Genomic DNA, 15,125 nt, shown 5'->3' with positions numbered 1-15,125 from the left:
GTGGGGTTTCTGGGGCGGGTGTGTTGGGTTTTCCGTGTGCTGTGGGGTGCTGCGGCGATCAGGCCGATCCATGTTCCCGCCAGGGCGCCCATCAGGCCGGTCCCTATCGCGCTGTCGGTGACCTCGTAAGCGGGTTCGGCGCCCCACAACGGTCCGAAAAAGGTGTAGCCACCTATAAGGGTCCCTAGGCAGGCGCCGGTCACAAGGCCTGCCAGCGCGCCGCGTACGGCTTCCTTCCAATGGCGGACACACAGTCCCACGAGGGCGCCCATCAGGCCGGCGGCCACCGCGCTGTTCCAGAGTCCGAAATTGTTAGTGGCTCCCCACAGCGCTCCGACCAAGCCACCGGCCATCAGACCCGCGAGCGCACCACGCATGGCAGCCCTTCGACAGCCGACGAGGCGCCCAGTCTTGGGCCGGGGTCCGTTGCCGTCAATTGCCCCGGGTCGGGGTCGGCACCGCTGGCGCGGCCGACCGCGCCACGGCGCCTGTTGGACGAAGCGGGAGCATGCGGTGACTGTCGCGGTTCTCTTGCCCACAGGTTGTGGATAACTTTGAGGGCGGGGGATGCTCCAACCTCAAGACTGGTGCTCGCCGCGCTGATTCGTGGCTCGGCTGGGGCTTGGAATCAAGGCATGTGCCTCTCCACCAGTGTCCTGAAGACAGCCTTGGGCACCGTGGTGGCCGTCGTGCTCGTGGTCGCGATCACGCAGACATCATCCTCTCCTGGCAGGGTCTCCGCACGGCTCAACGACGCGTCCACACCCTCCGGTGCCTGAACGGCGGTGTGGGGCGTTCGTCAGCAGCACGGAGGGTCAAACGGCGCGCCGGGTGCTCGATCTCTGGATCCGGACCGGCCGGGAGTACGACGAGGTCATTGACCTGGACGAGTCATTTCCGATCCCGCCGGGCCCGAGAGGCCCGGGCCCGGCTTCGTCTCATGGACGGCCCGCACCCGAACGACGCGGCCATCACGCCATTGCCGCCGCCATCGATCCGGAGAGCCTCGCCGACTCGACGACGCGTGATCTGGGGACGTGCCTGGGGATTCCCGGTGGGCGACGCTGTCCACCGGTGTCGATGGTCTGTGGAGGCGAATCGCCCACAGGCTGTGAACGGGCTGTGGGCAACGACTCGCCAACACCACTGTTCGTGCTGGTCAGCGGCTTTTCCACGACGTGGATGGGCGGTCGCCTCGGTTGGGGGCAAGCTGGGGAAGAATGGTGGACGCAGGAGCCGGCGACCGTACCCAGGTTGTGCACGCCAGTTATCCACAGGGTGTGGATTCCGTGTGCGGCCGTCCAGGCTCTGTGGATGCTGGAGGGAACGGCGTCCCAACGACGCTCGGTCCGTGGAAAGGCCTGTTGTTCTGGGGATCTCGCTGTGGACACGACTTGCCGGAGCGCCTGTCCGTACGCCACGGGAGGTGTGTGCGACCGATATCCCTAGCCTGTGGATAAAGACCCTGAAGGAGAGACTCACGGGTGTTCGATCGAACGTCTCGCGCCGCTCGGGATGAGGGAGGTGGTCATTCACTGTTGGTCTGGACGTGAGGCACGTACTGCGCTCCAATGTCGGCATGATGTCGACTGCCGCGCCACGCCCGGCGGCACGTGGATGCGCATGGACGCGAGCCCCCTGGGGCAGGGGGCCGGAGGGCTGCGAAGCCTTTCCGACCTGCGAACACCAGTTCGAACCCGTGCTACGCTCGCCGCATGGGGCAGCTGCTGAACGAGCCGATCCGCGCCGAGCACGACCTGGCGGGGCGACTCACCGCGTACGAGTGGCGGGGGTCGCGCTACGCGGTCGACGAGGTGCTGAAGACCTACGGAACGGCCCACGAAGGCCGCGTCTACCGGGTCCGCGTCACGGGAGCCGAAGGTGTGGCCGTCGCGGAACTCGGCCGTGACGAGGACCGCTGGCGCCTCCGGCACGTCTTCTCCGCCTGAGCACCGGGCCACCTCCGCCGACCGGACCGTCTGGACGCGGGTCGACGGCGTCCAGGGGTCCACGCTCCATCTGCTGACCGCCCGGATCGGCCGCCGCCACTACGCGCCGCACATCCACGACGAGTACGCGATCGGCGTCACCGTCGACGGTGTGGAGACGATGCGGTACCGCGGCGACAAGGTCTACTCCGGTGCGGGCAGCGTTGTGGTGGTCGAGCCCGGCGAAGCGCATACCGGTGGTCCGGCGCGTCCGGAAGGCTTCGCCTACCTTTGCCTCTACCCGGACGCCGAGCTGCTGGGCACCGCGATCAAGGCCGACGGCGGGCCGGAGCGTCCGCACTTCGCCGAGCCGATCATCGACGATCGGCGCCTCGGCGAAGCGTTGCGGCTCGCCCACCGCGCCCTGCGGCTCGGCGAGGACCCGCTGGAAGGCGAGTCACGCCTGCTCGCCGTCCTCGGCACGCTTGTCGGACGGCATGCGGAGGCGGCCCCGAAAGTCGTGCCCGGACCGCGCCGAACCGACGCCGCACGGATCGCCCGCGCCACCGCGGTGCGCCTATCGGACGAGCTGATCGCCCCACCGTCCCTCGCGGAGGTCGCCGCCGACCTGGAACTCTCGCGCTACCAGCTGCTCCGCGCCTTCCGAGACGCCATGGGCATGCCGCCGTACGCCTGGCTCGCCCAGCACCGGGTGACGCGCGCACGTGCGCTGCTGGACGCCGGACACCGCCCGGCGGAGGCGGCGACGCTGGCCGGGTTCGCCGACCAGGCGCACCTGAACAGATGGTTTCGCCGCGTCGTCGGCGTGACACCCGGCGCGTACCGCAACAGCGTTCAAGACAGCGCGCCCCGCCGCCCCGCATCCTGAACTCGCCCCACCCGCACGGGGACGGCCCGCACACGTCGTCCGGCGTGTCGGTGGCGCAGACGTCGTCGCCTACGGGTGCCGCCGGGTCGCCGCACGTATCAGTGCGCATCTGCGCGCACCGGCTGCACACACAGCAGTCGTGCGGAACCGGTGCGCAGGGCGCGCGGTGTGCCGTCTTGTTCGGGCCTGGGCAGGCCGGTGGTCGGAGGGAAGGATCGGAGGTTCCGGTGAGTCGTCGTGGCTGGGTTCTGTTCGCGCTGATGAGCGTGCTGTGGGGCATCCCCTACCTAATGATCAAGGTGGCGGTCGAGGAGGTACCGGTCGCCATGGTGGTGTTCGCGCGGACCGCGCTGGGCGCGGCCGTCCTGCTGCCGCTGGCGATCCGGGCGGGAGGGCTGGACGTGGTGCGCCGCCGCTGGCGTCCCCTGCTGGCGTTCACCGCGGTGGAGATCCTCGGCCCCTGGGCGCTGCTGTCGCACGCCGAAACCGAGCTGACCAGCTCGATGACGGGCCTGCTGATCGCCGCCGTCCCCATCATCGGGTTCGTGCTGGCCAGGCTCACCGGTGACGCGGAGCGGCTCGGCCCGGTGCGGTGGGCGGGGCTGCTCGTCGGGCTGACCGGCGTCGTGGTGCTGGCCTGGCCGCACCTCGGAGGCGGCAGCGCATGGGCGATCGGCGAGGTGATGCTCGTCGCGCTGGGGTACTCGATCGCGCCGATCATCGCCACCCGGCGCCTCCACGACCTCCCGAGCCTGCAGATGGCCGCGTTCGCGCTCGCGTTCGCCGCGCTCGTGTACACGGGACCCGCCGTGGCCACCCGTCCCGAATCGATGCCGAGCGGGCAGGTGCTCGCCGCGCTCGTCGGGCTCGGGCTGGTGTGCACGGCGCTCGCGTTCATCGTGTTCTTCGAGCTCATCCGGGAGGTCGGCACGTCGCGGGGGATGGTGTTCACGTACGTGAACCCGGCCGTCGCGGTCGCCGCCGGGGTCCTGTTCCTCGGCGAGCCCATCACCGGGACGATCATGGTGTCGTTCGCGCTGATCCTCGGCGGTTCCGTCCTCGCGACCGCGCGCTGGGCGCCCGCGTCCGAACGGGCCGTACCGGACCACGCCCCGACCGGACCCGAGGGTGCCCGGCTTCCCGACGAGATCAGCCGAGCGTGAGGGATCCAGGGCCGGTGCCGAACTCGAACCTGGCTGCGGCTCCGCACCAACGTCGCCCCGAGCAGGCCGCCCGGCTCGCCGTTCAGCGCTTGTCGCGCTGGCCGTCCGCGAGGCCCCGCGAGATCCGGTGCCCACCCGCGCGGCGCTGCACGACAGCCGACAGGCCAGGCGCCACACCGCCCAGCCTGGCCCCGAGCCGCAGCCCGAGCGGCGCCACGTCGATCTCGGCGATGTTCCGCTCGATGGCCCGGACGGACGCCCGCGCCACGTCCCGCGGCGACCGGGTGCCGACGCCCCTGGGCAGCGAGACGCCGGCGTCGGCGAACATGCCCGCGTCCCGGATGAAGCCGGGGAACACCGTCGACACGCCGACGCCGTGCGGCCGGAGGTCTTCCCGCAGCGCCAGGGCGAACCCCCGCATACCGAACTTCGTCGCGTTGTAGAGGGACGCGTGCCCGGACGCCGTCTTCCCGGCCAGCGACGACACGAACAGCAGATGCCCGCGGCCACGATCGGCCATCTGCGCGCCGGCGAGCTTCGCCATCACGATCGGTGCGCGCAGGTTGACGTCCAGTGCCCGGTCGACCTCGTCGACCGAGTACTCGTCGAGCAGCCCGGACGCGGGCAGTGCCGCGTTCGCCACCAGCACGTCCACCCGGCCCGCGTCGTCCAGCAGCCGCTCCGCCGCCGCGCGATCGGCCAGGTCGGCCACGATGGCACGGCCGCCGATCCGCTCCGCCAGCGGTTCCAGCACGTCCGCGCGCCGGCCCGTGAGGACGATCTGCCCGCCGCGCTCGGCCAGCGTCATCGCCAGTGCCCGGCCGATCCCGCCGGTGGCCCCGGTCACCAGGACGTTCGCTCCGCGCAGCTCCATGCCGCGATCATTGCGGATCACATCCCGATCCGCCACAGCAGCAGGATGACCGACGACAGCACGAGCCCGGCGGCGCCGAGCGACACCTGACCCACCGCGATCATGGCGGCGCACCCGGTCGCGGTGACCCCCGCCGCCAGCACCATCCCGCGGCCCTCGGACGGCACGTCGTCCGGCGAGCCCGAGTCGAACTCGCGTTCCCAGCGCCGGAAGTCGTCCTCCGCCATCGGCACTCCCGAAGATCCGTCCCCCCGGATTATGCGGTCGTCCAGGCGTCCCGGCGAGATGGCGCGGACGTGACAGCACCGGGACCTGGATTGGACATCCGGTCCGATACGGCGAGGGGGTGCGGAACGACCATGAACGATTGCTAGGCTGCGGAGAGCCTGGGAAATCGAACAAATCCCGGGTTTGGCTTCATAGTCGAAGGTGAAGGGGTCCCACCGTGAAGAAGCTTCTCGTTCTCGCCGTTGTCGCTCTCGGTGGTTTCGCTGTCTGGCGCCGGCTCCAGCAGGACCGCGCCGAGCTGGACCTGTGGACCGAGGCCACGTCGTCCGACAGCTGAGACGCCGGCGATAAGGCCCCGGCGTGAACGAAGCAGACCCGATCACCGTCGCCTGCCTCGATCTCGCCGGGACCACTGTCGCGGACCGCGACACCGTCCACACCGCCTTCGCCGAGGCGATCGCCGCACTGGGGATCGTCTCCGGCACGGCGGCGTACGAGCGTGCCCTGGCCCGCTTCCGCGAGTCGCGCGGCGAGTCGAAGATCGGCGTCTTCCGCTCGCTCTTCGACGAGCCCCGCGCCCAGGCCGCCAACCTGGCGTTCGAATGCTCCTACGACCAGCACGTCGACCGGCGCGGCCTCACCCCCGTGCCCGGCGCGGACAACGCCCTGGACCGCATCCGCGGTGCCGGCATCGGCATCTGCCTGCTCACCGGCTTCGGCCGCCGCACGCAGTCCCGCATCCTCGACACCCTCGGCTGGTGGGGCCGTGTCGACCTGACGCTGTGCCCGGAGGACGTCCCGCGCGACCGCCCATGGCCCGACCTCGTCCTCACCGCGGCCCTGCGCCTGGGCGTGGACGACGTCCGCAACATCGCCGTCTGCGGTGACACCGCCGCCGCCATGCTGTCCGGCCGCCGCTCCGGCGCCGCCGTGGTCGCCGGCGTCCTCACCGGCGCCCACGACCGCGACCGCCTCCTCCAGGGCGGCGCCACCCACATCCTCCCCAGCGTCGCCGCCCTCCCCGACCTCGTCCTCCCGGCCCCCGTCGATGACACGGTGACCGCAGACCACGGGTAGGCTTGTCCCGCCGCAAGGGGCCTTAGCTCAGTTGGTAGAGCACCGGCTTTGCAAGCCGGGTGTCAGGGGTTCGAATCCCCTAGGCTCCACCAGCGAAAACGCCCCCATCCGGATCATGGACGGGGGCGTTCGGGCCATTAGCGGGCCATTAGGCCACCGGAACCAGCGCACCGGACGTCCCGTCGTCATCGTCGTCCTGGTCGTCGCCGTCCGTGGCACCGGCCGCCGTGATCCGGTCGTTGAGCGCGTTGGCGATAGCCTTGCCCGCTTCGGACGTCCCGTGCTGGTAGATCATCGCCGCCCGCACGCTGTCACGCCCCATCCGGTCCATGAGGTCACGGAGACTGGCCCCGCTCTGCGCGGCGAGCGTGTTGCCCGTGTGCCGAAGGTCATGGAAGTGGAGTCCCGGAACGCCGATCGCTGCCACGGCATCGACCCACCGCGACGCGCGCCGGAAGTTGCCCCGCCGTAGGACACCGCCCTTTGCCCCTGTGAAGACGAGGGCGGTCGGGTCGGTGGACGTGTGCCGTTCCAGGTGATCCCGGATTGCCGGAACAATCGCCGCCGGAAGTACCACCGTGCGAGCACCCGCCCGCGATTTCGTCGGACCGACGACCATGTCTCCGCTGTCCATTTCGAGGTACTGCCGCCGGACGGTCACCGTGCCGGCCTTCAGGTCGATATCCCGCCGCCGCAGCGCTACCGCCTCACCCCAACGCAGACTTGCGAAGGTCGCGAGGAGGACGAGCGCCCGGAAACTGTCGTCCTGTCGAACGGCCGCGTGACCGTCGAGAGCCATCGACCACAGGACCGCTTCGGCCGCATCCTTGGACGGGAAGTTCTGCGGGAAGGCCCGCATGCCGCCGTCAACGAGCTTGTAGCGGAGCCGGTATTCCGTGGCAGAAAGCTTGCGGATGTTGCCGACCGGACGCCGCCCGACGAGGTCAGCGAGGTCGAAGACCTGAGCGAGGGTCAGGATTGGCCGTTCCTCTGGACTCTCGTCACCTGCTCCACGGATACGGCAGGGATTGCGCGGGATGATCCGATCCTCTTCGGAGGCCGTCATCAGCACCGCGCGAAGCAGCCGGTACGCCTTTGCGGTCACGGACGCCGAGACACCCTCGTTGAGGAGCGCCATGCGCCAATCCCGGATCATCGGAGTACTGAGCTTGCCGAGCTGGACGCCGCCCAGGTGAGGCGCGATGTGCTTGCGAAGAAGCCGAACGTACAGTGAACCCATTTCATCCCCGGGCTGCCTGGGCGACGCGGTGGTTCTGTAGGACGGCGATGGCCTTGACGATGTGGCCGGCCTTGCTCGGGCTGCAGCGAAGCTTCCGCAGGATCCGCCATGACTTGAGCTGCGCGTTCGCCCGTTCGCCCGGCCCGCGGAACTTGGCGTGCGACCGGTTGGCCTGCTTCTGCGACTCGGGCTTGTCCTTGCCCTTGTAGGGCGTGATCACGACCGACGCTTCGGCTCCTTGATACGCCTTGTCGGCCAGAGTAAGGATCCCGGCCTTCTCCAACTCCCGCAGGATGCCCCATATGCGAACAGCGGTCAGGTCGTGAACCTTGCCGGGCAACGCCCCTGACGTCCACAGGATCGTCCCGTCCGGACCCGCGATCACCTGCACGTTCATCCCGTGCACCCGATGCTTGCCGGAGAAGTATGGGCGGTCCGCCCGCACCCGGTCGGTGCAGACCGATCAGAGGTCGGGCCGCAGCGGACGCGGACGAGGGAGGGCAGGTATTCGCGGCCCTTGTGGACTTTGGTGAGTCCGGCGGTGACCAGGACGGGTTGCCAGTCCCGCCGGTACACGAAGACGAGGCGCCACCAGGACCGGACGGGACGGGCCACCCAGCGGACGAAGGACGGACGGTCCACCGCAGCCCACGTGGCGAGGACGACGCCGACGAGGACCAGGACAAGGACGGGGACCGTCCACCCGTAGGCGTAGCCGAGCCAGCCGAGCCCGGCCGTGATCGAGACGGGGACGATGTTGCGGACCAGGAACACCAGGACGCGGACCAGGACGCGGACGGTGTTGACGATCAGCACCAGGCCCTCTGGCATGTGCCACACCGGAGGCGCCCACTTGGGGGCCGCGAACGGGTCACGCTGGGTTTCGACCGCGACGTTTTCGCCGGGTCCGAGCTTGCGGAACTCCCATGCCATGATGGGTTGCACCTCTTCACTAGCGCTGCTGTGGGGGAGAGAAGCGGGGCGGCCGGAGGTACCAGCTCCAGCCGCCCCACCTAGATCAAGCCGCCGGGTCCTGCGCAGGCTCGGAACCGCCGTTCTCGACGTGGAGCCGCTCCACCTCGGCCGCGTACGCCGCGAACGACTCAGCGAGCTTGCGCGCGACCCGGACGTCTTCGGCGGTCGGCGCCGTTGGCCTGGTGGGGGTGACGAGCATGTAGGCGTTGGCGTGCGTGATCGAGATCTGCGCCCGGTTCTTGCCGCGCGGGTACAGCACCGACATCCGCTCGTCGGGCCGCATGCACACCGATGTCAGTGCCGACCCGTCCGGCTCCACCTGAACCGTGGTGTAGCTGTAGGAATCCATTACGCAGCCCTCCTCTTGCCCGAGGACCGCCCCGACGAGGAGCGGCCCGAGGAGGACCGGCCGGAGCGGTACAGGCGTTCGACCTCCACCGCGTACGCCGCCGCCTGCTCAGCCAGCCCACGCGCGAACTCCACATCCGAGGAGTTGAGGCGTTCGGGAAGGGTCAGGGTCACCAGCACCCGCCCCGCCGACACGGTGAACAGCGGAGTACGCCCCCGGAACGCCCGGAACTCCGAGGAGGCCGCGCCGTCGATCGGCAGCGACAGCGCCGACATCCGCCCGCCCGCCATCACGCCGCATCCTTCGCAGCGCTGTCCTTGCCCGAAGTGCGGGCCGCGCCGCCGCCCCGGGAGTTGGCCGGACACACCGCCGCCGCCTTCAGGCTGTAGGCCAGCCGCCCGGTACCGGAGTTGACGTACGGCGTCACCGCCAAGCCGTCGAACTCGACCGGCACGAACGGGAACCCCGCCGGAGCCTCCGGCATGATCGGCTGCACCGGCCCCATCAGCTTGACCTTGAACGTCCCCTTGGACTCCGGGTCGGCGTCCAAGACCTCCACGGCCCAGACCAGTTCCCCGGTGTCCTTGTCGCGGGCCTGGATGAAGTTCTCTTTGGTCGACCGGTCGAAGTCGCGCACCGGCTCCACACCGCCCTTGATGTACGCGCCGTAGGGGAACACGTCCCCGAACGCGACCTTGAACGGACCCTGCACCGCCATCGTGATCACTTCCTATTCGGTCAACTGTCTGTCAGTTGACCTATCAAGATGATCGTAAGCGTACCCAGCTTGGTCTATCAAGTAACTAACTGGCGTGTGGCCGGATACGGTCACGCCAGCGGGTAGGCGTCTTCCAGCTCATGCAGGTCGGCGGGCAAGACCGTGTCGATCACCATCAGCGGACGACCGGCAGCGTCACGAGCAGTCGCGTAGACGACGAGGAGCGGAGTCGCCTCACCCATGGACAAGGCGGCCGCTTCTTCGCCGGTCGGCATCCTCGCGACGATGTGCTCAATCATGTGATCGAAGGTCACGCCCTTGCGCGACTCAAGATGCTGCCTCACGCCCTGTGGCAGCGGCTCAGCACTGGTCAAGTCCGTGCCTTCGACAAGGCTCAGCGGCAGCCAGAGTGACAGGAGTTCAGAGGGCGCACCGTTCGCCGTCAGCAGCCGCCGGCGAAGGAACGCTTTGCCAGACGAGTCAAGGTCGAGAAGGGAACAGACGCGGTTCGGTGCGTCGACAACCCCAGCGGCCAAAACCTCACCGGGGAGAGCCGCTTCCGAGCCAGCCAGGCGAAGTTGGCCCGCCCGCGCGCTCTCTAGCGAGGCGAGAGCAGGACGGCCCCGGACGAAGCGGCCTTTGCCTTGCTGGGAGTCGATCCAGCCTTGATCTCGCAGCACCCGCAGGGCCGCCACCACGGTGGGCCGACTCACCCCGAACTCTTCGATGAGCTGGTGTTCGCTGGGCATCGCCGAGCCGGGAGCGTACTGACCAGATTCGATGCGCCGTTGAAGCTCCGTGACGAGCTGGGCGTACTTGGGGGGCACGGATTCAAGGCTCATCCTGACCGTCCATCATCCGACAGGTTGTCTTACCAGGTCACGCCTAATGTACGCCCAACCCATCCCGGCTGTCACGACTATCGGACCTCAGCAGGCCCGATCAAACCATCACAGAGCAGCGGACCCGCGCGCCTCAGTCATCCGGTCCGCCAGCTCCATCGGCGTCGCCCCTTCGAGGAGCAGCCACCACGCCGCCCAGGGCATCAGAGCCCACCACCGTGACGTGTGCTGTCCGAACCAGACGGACGCCCCAGGGAACCGGCGCTCCAGGGTGACGACCGCCGCCGTCACATCGTCCAGTGTGTGCCCCGTCCACGGCCTCACGTGCGGAACCTCGCTCGGTCGGACGATGCCGATTCGGCCATGAACGCGGTGATCCGGTCCGCCGCCCCGTCCAGGTCGGTGACCGGGTGAAGGTTGTCGATCCGCCACCAGGAGATCTCACCCTTGCGACGGTTCACCACGACGTACCCGACGACATCCAGAGTCGTCCCGCCCGTCCGGGTGATCGTCAGGCCGGGGATCGCGTCGCGCATCTCCACGTACAGACCACGCCCGACCAAGATCCGGCACAGATCGCCCAACACCCGAAGTTCCGCATCGCGCGAGATAGAAGGACCCATCACCTGTTCTCACCTTCGTTGGAAGCAGAGCCGGAGGCGCGGGGCTTGGTCCGCCCCTCCCACAGGCGTGATCACTGGGGGGCAGTGGGGGGCGATCACGCAACGGACCGTCCTCACCGCGCCGCCGACTCTGCCGTTCAATGCGCCATGGCCAGCCGTCAGGCCAGCCGCACAGCGCTAGTCGAAGTGGTCGTTCGCCGAGCCGTTGAGTTGCCCGCCTTGCGCGGCCACGAAGCGAGCGACCTTGCCCGCCGCGCCGGGCACATCGTCGACCGGATGCTTGCTGTCGTCGCGCCGCCAGGTGAACGTTCGTCCCGATGCCCCGACGAACACCCACACGAACAGGCCCGGATTCGCAGTGCCGACCAGGAGCCCAGGCATGGCTTCATGCAGCCGCACGGCCAGACCCAGACCGACGAGCGAGGTTTGCAGATCGGCCAGAAGCCGCAACTCGACATCCCGCGCGTTCACGACGCCGCACCTTCCCGCCGTTCGGAGGCGCGGCCGGTCCCACGGCAGTCAGGGCAAGAGTCCCGACGACTGTCAGCCGGAACGCCCGCCACGTGACCCGCCGCCAGCGTCCGCCGCGCCACCCGCCGCTTGACCCCGCGTCCCCTGCAAGAGGTGCAATCGCTCGCCATGACGACACCGTGCCAACAAGTTACGTTGCGTCACGACACCGTGACGATCTCGTCTCGCACATCAACGTCTTACAACTGTCTCGACTTTGTCTCGTCTTCTGCGTCATGGCGCCTCTAGCCTGAGAAGCGACCACGAGAGGACGGCCCGGTGTCTCCCCAACCGATCCTGTTGCAAGTCGTGATTCGCCAGCACCGCCTACAGCGCTACGGGATGTTCTGCGCCGCTTACAACAAGGCCGCCAAGCTGGTCTCGCCCGAACTGATCGACACAGCGCCGAGCCGCGCGCAGCTCCACCGCTGGACGTCCGGCGGACTCAAACGCCTTCCCTACGTCGATCACTGTCGCGTCCTGGAGGCGATGTTCCCCGAGTGGACCGCAGACGAGCTGTTCGCACCCTGCCCGCCGCACGTCCTAGCGGACGAGTCCGACGCCTACGCCACGAGCGGGGAGCGTGCCGACCTTGAGTCGACGGCCGACCGCATCGGCCCCAACACCTACGCCGACGTCACCGCCGTGTTCACCACCCGCGCCGAGTTCTCATTCGCGCACCCACCACACGCGCTACTCGACGGAGCCAGCAGCATCCGGGCCGCCGGCCTCTCACTCAACATGCTGTGCCAGCAGTACCCCGACCAGCGCCTACACCGGCTGATTGAGGACGGGACCACCCTGCAAGCCTTGTTCCTAGACCCCGAGGGCAAAGCCATCCGAGCCCGCGAACAGGAAGAGGGCTACACAGACAACCACCTCACGACCTTGACGCGCCTGAACATCGAGGTCCTGACGCGCCTACGCAAGCGACTTACCCCCGAGGCCCAAGACCGGCTGTCGGTCGCCGTCTACGACGAGACAATCCGGTTCAACATCACGCTTCTCAACGACCAGCTATGCGTGATGCAGCCTTACCTACCGAACGCCCGCGGACTGGACTCGCCCACCTTCCTCGCCGAGCGCAACTCGACTGGTAGCGGCCTGTATGGGACGTTCGAGGGGATCTTCACCGCGCTATGGGAACGAGGCCGTACCGTATGACCGACGCACCAGCCGCACTGCTACCTGTCGCCCTCCGAGCAGCGGAGATTGCCAGCGACCTAGTGCGCACCCGCGTCCCCGGCCTGCTCACCGCCAAGGGTGATCGCGACATGGCCAGCGAAGTTGACTACGCCGTAGAGCGCGCCGTCCGCGAGTACCTCAAAGAGCAAACCCCCGACATCGCCATCCTTGGCGAGGAAGAGGGCATCACAGGAGACACCACCGGCGAACTCCTTTGGGCTATCGACCCGGTAGACGGCACCGCCAACTTCGTCCGAGGCATCCCGCTCTGCGGTATCTCAATCGGCCTGCTAGAGAAGGGGCGCCCCGTCGTAGGCGTCATCGATTTGCCGTTTCTCGGAACGCGCTACCACGCGGCCCAGCACACTGGCGCCTACCTTGGGGACCGCCGCATCCAAGCCAGCATGACCACCAACCTCAAAGACGCCATCGTCGCCATCGGCGACTACGCGATAGGCGAGAACGCCGAAGCCAAGAACCGTCAACGCATCGCCCTGACCGAATGCCTAGCCGCGAACGTCCAACGCGTCCGCATGTTCGGCTCAGTCGCCATAGACCTAGCGTGGGTCGCCGAAGGCAAGCTAGACGCCAGCATCACACTTTCGAACAAGCCGTGGGACATGGCCGCCGGAGTCATCATCGCCCGCGAAGCCGGAGCCGAAGTCACCGACCAGGACGGTACCGACCACACATTCGCATCGGCCGCCACAGTCGCGACCAATCCCGCGCTGACCGACGACATCAGATCCCTGATCGGTACCGCGCACGAAGCACAGCGTCGAGGCTAAAGACGGTCACACCCGCGATGCCTTGCCGAATTGGGCTGTTTTGGATCAAGGGGCGGCGGCGCTCAGGCCGCTGCACGGCCCCGCGCCAGGCCGCCCGGAGCGTGCGGCGTGGGCGCCGGTCACCGGTCGGCCGCGCCGGGCCGCACATCGCGCCGCGCCAGCCGGTTCGCCTCCGACCGCTCGTTACGGGGTCCGGCGCCGCCGCCTAGTTCCTCGCAGTCGGCTGAGACTCCAACGCCCTGACCGCTGGACTTCAGACAATAAATGAAGGGCTGGCAAGCAGCCAGCCCTTCACCTTCGAACCTCCGGGGATCAGTTATCCCCAGAGGTCATGCCCGTGTCCGCTCTACTGGCCCCCCTGGTCCTGGGGGCCTGAACGGTAGGCATCGTCCGATTCCCGGTCGACGCCTTCCCGCTCATTGGCGTCGGACTGGTGGGCTTTGGTCTCGCCCCACTTGGCGCGCTTGTCCTTTTCGTCTGCCATCATTGCGCCTTTCTTTGGTTTGTACGGCTCCCCTTGCGGATGCCGTCACAAGGAGGACCGTTCGGAAACTGCTGGTCGGCGCAACTCTTCTGGTGGCGGGATCCTCCTCGTGCGCCGCATCTTCCGCTCGCACAGGCAGGAGAGCAGGGAGCGCAGGTTGGCAAGGCGATGACGGTCTGAGGGTGCGCCATTACTACTCACCTCCGGCGGGGGGCTCTGACTCTGGGAAGCCCAGGGTGCGCCCGTGGCGGTCGTTGGCGGTTGGGGGATGCCTGAGCTTCCCGTCTGCCGTCGTCCCGATCGGAGATCTACCAGACTGGGGAGGGGCTGTCTCGGTCGTTCGTCCGGTGGGGCGCTCCACCGAGACAGCCCCTCCCCAGCCCGGCAGCGCGGAGCGCGGGACGACGGCAGACGGGAAGCTCAGGCGGGGCGGTTGTGCGTTCAGCACGCTGCCCAAGGGCGCTGGTCGGCGGACGGTGCGGCGGCCATTAGCAGGCCATTAAGCAGGGTGATCAAGGAGTAAGAGCGGTCACTTGGGGATCATGGTTTGCCGAGGTGGGAGCGCCGACATGGCTTGATCTCGCAGATTTGCAAGCCGGGTGTCAGGGGTTCGAATCCCCTAGGCTCCACCCACCAGAAGCCCAGGTCAGGACTGAAGTTCCGACCTGGCTCTCGTCTCTCACGACCTCTTTTTTGCTTCCGTGCCCGATCCCTCTTGCCCTTGAGTTCGGGCTTGGCCATGGCGCTCAGGTGTCGGCGATCTCGCGGTCGGTCTCGGGGGTGGCGTGCTGCCAGGGTGTGCTTGCGTTGTGGTTGGGAGACGCTCAGGCAGGGACGGTTGTGGGGAGTGTCTCCGGGCGCGACAATTCCTCGGTGTTCACGAACGTGCATCGTCCACCGAGGGGTGAGCCGTACGCGTGCCCTTGTTGCGGCTATCTGACGCTGGAGCAGCGCGGTTACTTCGAGATCTGTCCGGTGTGCTTCTGGGAGGACGACGGCCAGGATGAGCACGATGCTGACGCTGTCAGAGGCGGTCCGAACGGCGCTTTGAGTCTTGCCCAGGCCCGGCGGAACTTCACCAGGATCGGGGCGTGCGAACCGCGCATGTTGGGCAACGTGCGCGAGCCGCTTCCAGACGAGCATCCGATCAATTAGCAGCCCTGGGATGGTGGCGACGCCACCGGTACGGCAGCGAGATCCGGGCGGCTTCTGGGGGGCTGTGCGGAGTCGGTCAGCGGATGGGGTGCCTCGG

Annotated in this window: 20 protein-coding genes, 1 tRNA gene and 1 pseudogene; 9 read left to right on the top strand and 13 right to left on the bottom strand. The window is 68.3% G+C overall.

Annotated features, from left to right (window positions below):
- On the bottom strand, positions 1 to 377 hold a 377-nt coding region (locus E1281_RS41210), incomplete at its 3' end, for a hypothetical protein (RefSeq protein ID WP_207943256.1).
- Between the two features lie 1,338 nt (positions 378 to 1,715).
- Here E1281_RS41210 and E1281_RS13055 point away from each other — a divergent pair.
- From E1281_RS13055 to E1281_RS13045, 3 genes are all read left to right on the top strand, one after another.
- Positions 1,716 to 1,949 carry a hypothetical protein gene (locus E1281_RS13055; protein ID WP_131877775.1) on the top strand — a complete coding sequence of 78 codons (234 nt, stop codon included), beginning with the start codon at positions 1,716 to 1,718 and terminating at the stop codon, positions 1,947 to 1,949.
- Positions 1,906 to 2,817, top strand: coding sequence for an AraC family transcriptional regulator (locus E1281_RS13050; protein WP_131877773.1), 912 nt, complete (start codon positions 1,906 to 1,908; stop codon positions 2,815 to 2,817). The genes E1281_RS13055 and E1281_RS13050 overlap by 44 nt, the downstream gene beginning before the upstream one ends.
- Positions 2,818 to 3,044: 227 nt before the next feature.
- Positions 3,045 to 3,980 (top strand): DMT family transporter, encoded by a 936-nt coding sequence (locus E1281_RS13045; RefSeq protein WP_131877771.1) that lies wholly within the window; start codon positions 3,045 to 3,047, stop codon positions 3,978 to 3,980.
- A gap of 82 nt (positions 3,981 to 4,062) precedes the next feature.
- Here E1281_RS13045 and E1281_RS13040 read toward each other — a convergent pair whose 3' ends face one another.
- Complete coding sequence (locus tag E1281_RS13040; protein ID WP_243716919.1) at positions 4,063 to 4,890, bottom strand: SDR family NAD(P)-dependent oxidoreductase; 828 nt, start codon at positions 4,888 to 4,890, stop codon at positions 4,063 to 4,065.
- Positions 4,872 to 5,081 carry a hypothetical protein gene (locus E1281_RS13035; protein ID WP_131877769.1) on the bottom strand — a complete coding sequence of 70 codons (210 nt, stop codon included), beginning with the start codon at positions 5,079 to 5,081 and terminating at the stop codon, positions 4,872 to 4,874. Before E1281_RS13035 ends, E1281_RS13040 begins: the two co-directional genes overlap by 19 nt.
- A 218-nt stretch (positions 5,082 to 5,299) precedes the next feature.
- Here E1281_RS13035 and E1281_RS41855 point away from each other — a divergent pair, with 218 nt between their 5' ends.
- From E1281_RS41855 to E1281_RS13025, 3 genes are all read left to right on the top strand, one after another.
- The gene (locus tag E1281_RS41855) at positions 5,300 to 5,419 is read left to right on the top strand and encodes a DLW-39 family protein (protein WP_220163873.1); all 120 of its coding nucleotides are present in this window, start codon (positions 5,300 to 5,302) and stop codon (positions 5,417 to 5,419) included.
- Positions 5,420 to 5,442: 23 nt separating this feature from the next.
- Positions 5,443 to 6,159 (top strand): HAD family hydrolase, encoded by a 717-nt coding sequence (locus tag E1281_RS13030; protein ID WP_131877767.1) that lies wholly within the window; start codon positions 5,443 to 5,445, stop codon positions 6,157 to 6,159.
- 16 nt (positions 6,160 to 6,175) lie between these two features.
- Positions 6,176 to 6,251, top strand: a tRNA-Ala gene (locus E1281_RS13025).
- Between the two features lie 56 nt (positions 6,252 to 6,307).
- Here the strand turns inward: E1281_RS13025 and E1281_RS13020 are convergent.
- The 10 genes and pseudogenes from E1281_RS13020 to E1281_RS12970 all read right to left on the bottom strand — a co-directional run bounded on the left by E1281_RS13020 (position 6,308) and on the right by E1281_RS12970 (position 11,377).
- On the bottom strand, positions 6,308 to 7,399 hold the full coding sequence (locus E1281_RS13020; RefSeq protein WP_207943255.1) for a site-specific integrase: 1,092 nt from the start codon (positions 7,397 to 7,399) through the stop codon (positions 6,308 to 6,310).
- A 1-nt stretch (position 7,400) separates the two neighbouring features.
- Positions 7,401 to 7,850: pseudogene (locus tag E1281_RS13010) on the bottom strand (transposase family protein); the annotation flags it as partial.
- Positions 7,793 to 8,332 carry a hypothetical protein gene (locus E1281_RS13005; protein WP_131877763.1) on the bottom strand — a complete coding sequence of 180 codons (540 nt, stop codon included), beginning with the start codon at positions 8,330 to 8,332 and terminating at the stop codon, positions 7,793 to 7,795. The gene E1281_RS13005 and the pseudogene E1281_RS13010, both read right to left, overlap by 58 nt.
- 85 nt (positions 8,333 to 8,417) lie before the next feature.
- On the bottom strand, positions 8,418 to 8,723 hold the full coding sequence (locus E1281_RS13000) for a hypothetical protein (protein WP_131877761.1): 306 nt from the start codon (positions 8,721 to 8,723) through the stop codon (positions 8,418 to 8,420).
- Complete coding sequence (locus E1281_RS12995; RefSeq protein ID WP_131877759.1) at positions 8,723 to 9,013, bottom strand: hypothetical protein; 291 nt, start codon at positions 9,011 to 9,013, stop codon at positions 8,723 to 8,725. The genes E1281_RS13000 and E1281_RS12995 overlap by 1 nt, the downstream gene beginning before the upstream one ends.
- Positions 9,013 to 9,441, bottom strand: a complete 429-nt coding sequence (locus E1281_RS12990; RefSeq protein WP_131877757.1) for a plasmid replication, integration and excision activator — start codon at positions 9,439 to 9,441, stop codon at positions 9,013 to 9,015. Before E1281_RS12990 ends, E1281_RS12995 begins: the two co-directional genes overlap by 1 nt.
- Positions 9,442 to 9,551: 110 nt before the next feature.
- On the bottom strand, positions 9,552 to 10,283 hold the full coding sequence (locus E1281_RS12985) for a GntR family transcriptional regulator (RefSeq protein WP_131877755.1): 732 nt from the start codon (positions 10,281 to 10,283) through the stop codon (positions 9,552 to 9,554).
- 108 nt (positions 10,284 to 10,391) lie between these two features.
- Positions 10,392 to 10,607 (bottom strand): hypothetical protein, encoded by a 216-nt coding sequence (locus tag E1281_RS12980; RefSeq protein WP_131877753.1) that lies wholly within the window; start codon positions 10,605 to 10,607, stop codon positions 10,392 to 10,394.
- Positions 10,604 to 10,825 (bottom strand): hypothetical protein, encoded by a 222-nt coding sequence (locus E1281_RS12975; RefSeq protein ID WP_207943254.1) that lies wholly within the window; start codon positions 10,823 to 10,825, stop codon positions 10,604 to 10,606. Before E1281_RS12975 ends, E1281_RS12980 begins: the two co-directional genes overlap by 4 nt.
- Positions 10,826 to 11,083: 258 nt before the next feature.
- Positions 11,084 to 11,377, bottom strand: coding sequence for a hypothetical protein (locus E1281_RS12970; protein ID WP_131877749.1), 294 nt, complete (start codon positions 11,375 to 11,377; stop codon positions 11,084 to 11,086).
- Positions 11,378 to 11,695: 318 nt separating this feature from the next.
- Here E1281_RS12970 and E1281_RS12965 point away from each other — a divergent pair, with 318 nt between their 5' ends.
- The 3 genes from E1281_RS12965 (at position 11,696) to E1281_RS12955 (ending at position 15,028) form a co-directional block, all read left to right on the top strand.
- Positions 11,696 to 12,580 (top strand): DUF5919 domain-containing protein, encoded by an 885-nt coding sequence (locus E1281_RS12965; protein ID WP_131877747.1) that lies wholly within the window; start codon positions 11,696 to 11,698, stop codon positions 12,578 to 12,580.
- Positions 12,577 to 13,389 carry an inositol monophosphatase family protein gene (locus E1281_RS12960; RefSeq protein ID WP_131877745.1) on the top strand — a complete coding sequence of 271 codons (813 nt, stop codon included), beginning with the start codon at positions 12,577 to 12,579 and terminating at the stop codon, positions 13,387 to 13,389. Before E1281_RS12965 ends, E1281_RS12960 begins: the two co-directional genes overlap by 4 nt.
- Positions 13,390 to 14,746: 1,357 nt before the next feature.
- Positions 14,747 to 15,028 (top strand): CPCC family cysteine-rich protein, encoded by a 282-nt coding sequence (locus E1281_RS12955; RefSeq protein WP_207943253.1) that lies wholly within the window; start codon positions 14,747 to 14,749, stop codon positions 15,026 to 15,028.
- Positions 15,029 to 15,125 lie beyond the last annotated feature (97 nt).

The organism is Actinomadura sp. KC345, from assembly GCF_004348515.1.
Classification (GTDB): domain Bacteria; phylum Actinomycetota; class Actinomycetes; order Streptosporangiales; family Streptosporangiaceae; genus Spirillospora.
This window is presented reverse-complemented; position numbering and strand designations above follow the sequence as displayed.

Bases quoted from the DNA above. Each gene is read 5' to 3' on its own strand.
- E1281_RS13000 (WP_131877761.1), bottom strand. From the start codon at position 8,723: ATGGATTCCTACAGCTACACCACGGTTCAGGTGGAGCCGGACGGGTCG.
- E1281_RS12985 (WP_131877755.1), bottom strand. From the start codon at position 10,283: ATGAGCCTTGAATCCGTGCCCCCCAAGTACGCCCAGCTCGTCACGGAG.
- E1281_RS13035 (WP_131877769.1), bottom strand. From the start codon at position 5,081: ATGGCGGAGGACGACTTCCGGCGCTGGGAACGCGAGTTCGACTCGGGC.
- E1281_RS13020 (WP_207943255.1), bottom strand. From the start codon at position 7,399: ATGGGTTCACTGTACGTTCGGCTTCTTCGCAAGCACATCGCGCCTCAC.
- E1281_RS12995 (WP_131877759.1), bottom strand. From the start codon at position 9,013: ATGGCGGGCGGGCGGATGTCGGCGCTGTCGCTGCCGATCGACGGCGCG.
- E1281_RS13055 (WP_131877775.1), top strand. From the start codon at position 1,716: ATGGGGCAGCTGCTGAACGAGCCGATCCGCGCCGAGCACGACCTGGCG.
- E1281_RS13005 (WP_131877763.1), bottom strand. From the start codon at position 8,332: ATGGCATGGGAGTTCCGCAAGCTCGGACCCGGCGAAAACGTCGCGGTC.
- E1281_RS12960 (WP_131877745.1), top strand. From the start codon at position 12,577: ATGACCGACGCACCAGCCGCACTGCTACCTGTCGCCCTCCGAGCAGCG.
- E1281_RS12990 (WP_131877757.1), bottom strand. From the start codon at position 9,441: ATGGCGGTGCAGGGTCCGTTCAAGGTCGCGTTCGGGGACGTGTTCCCC.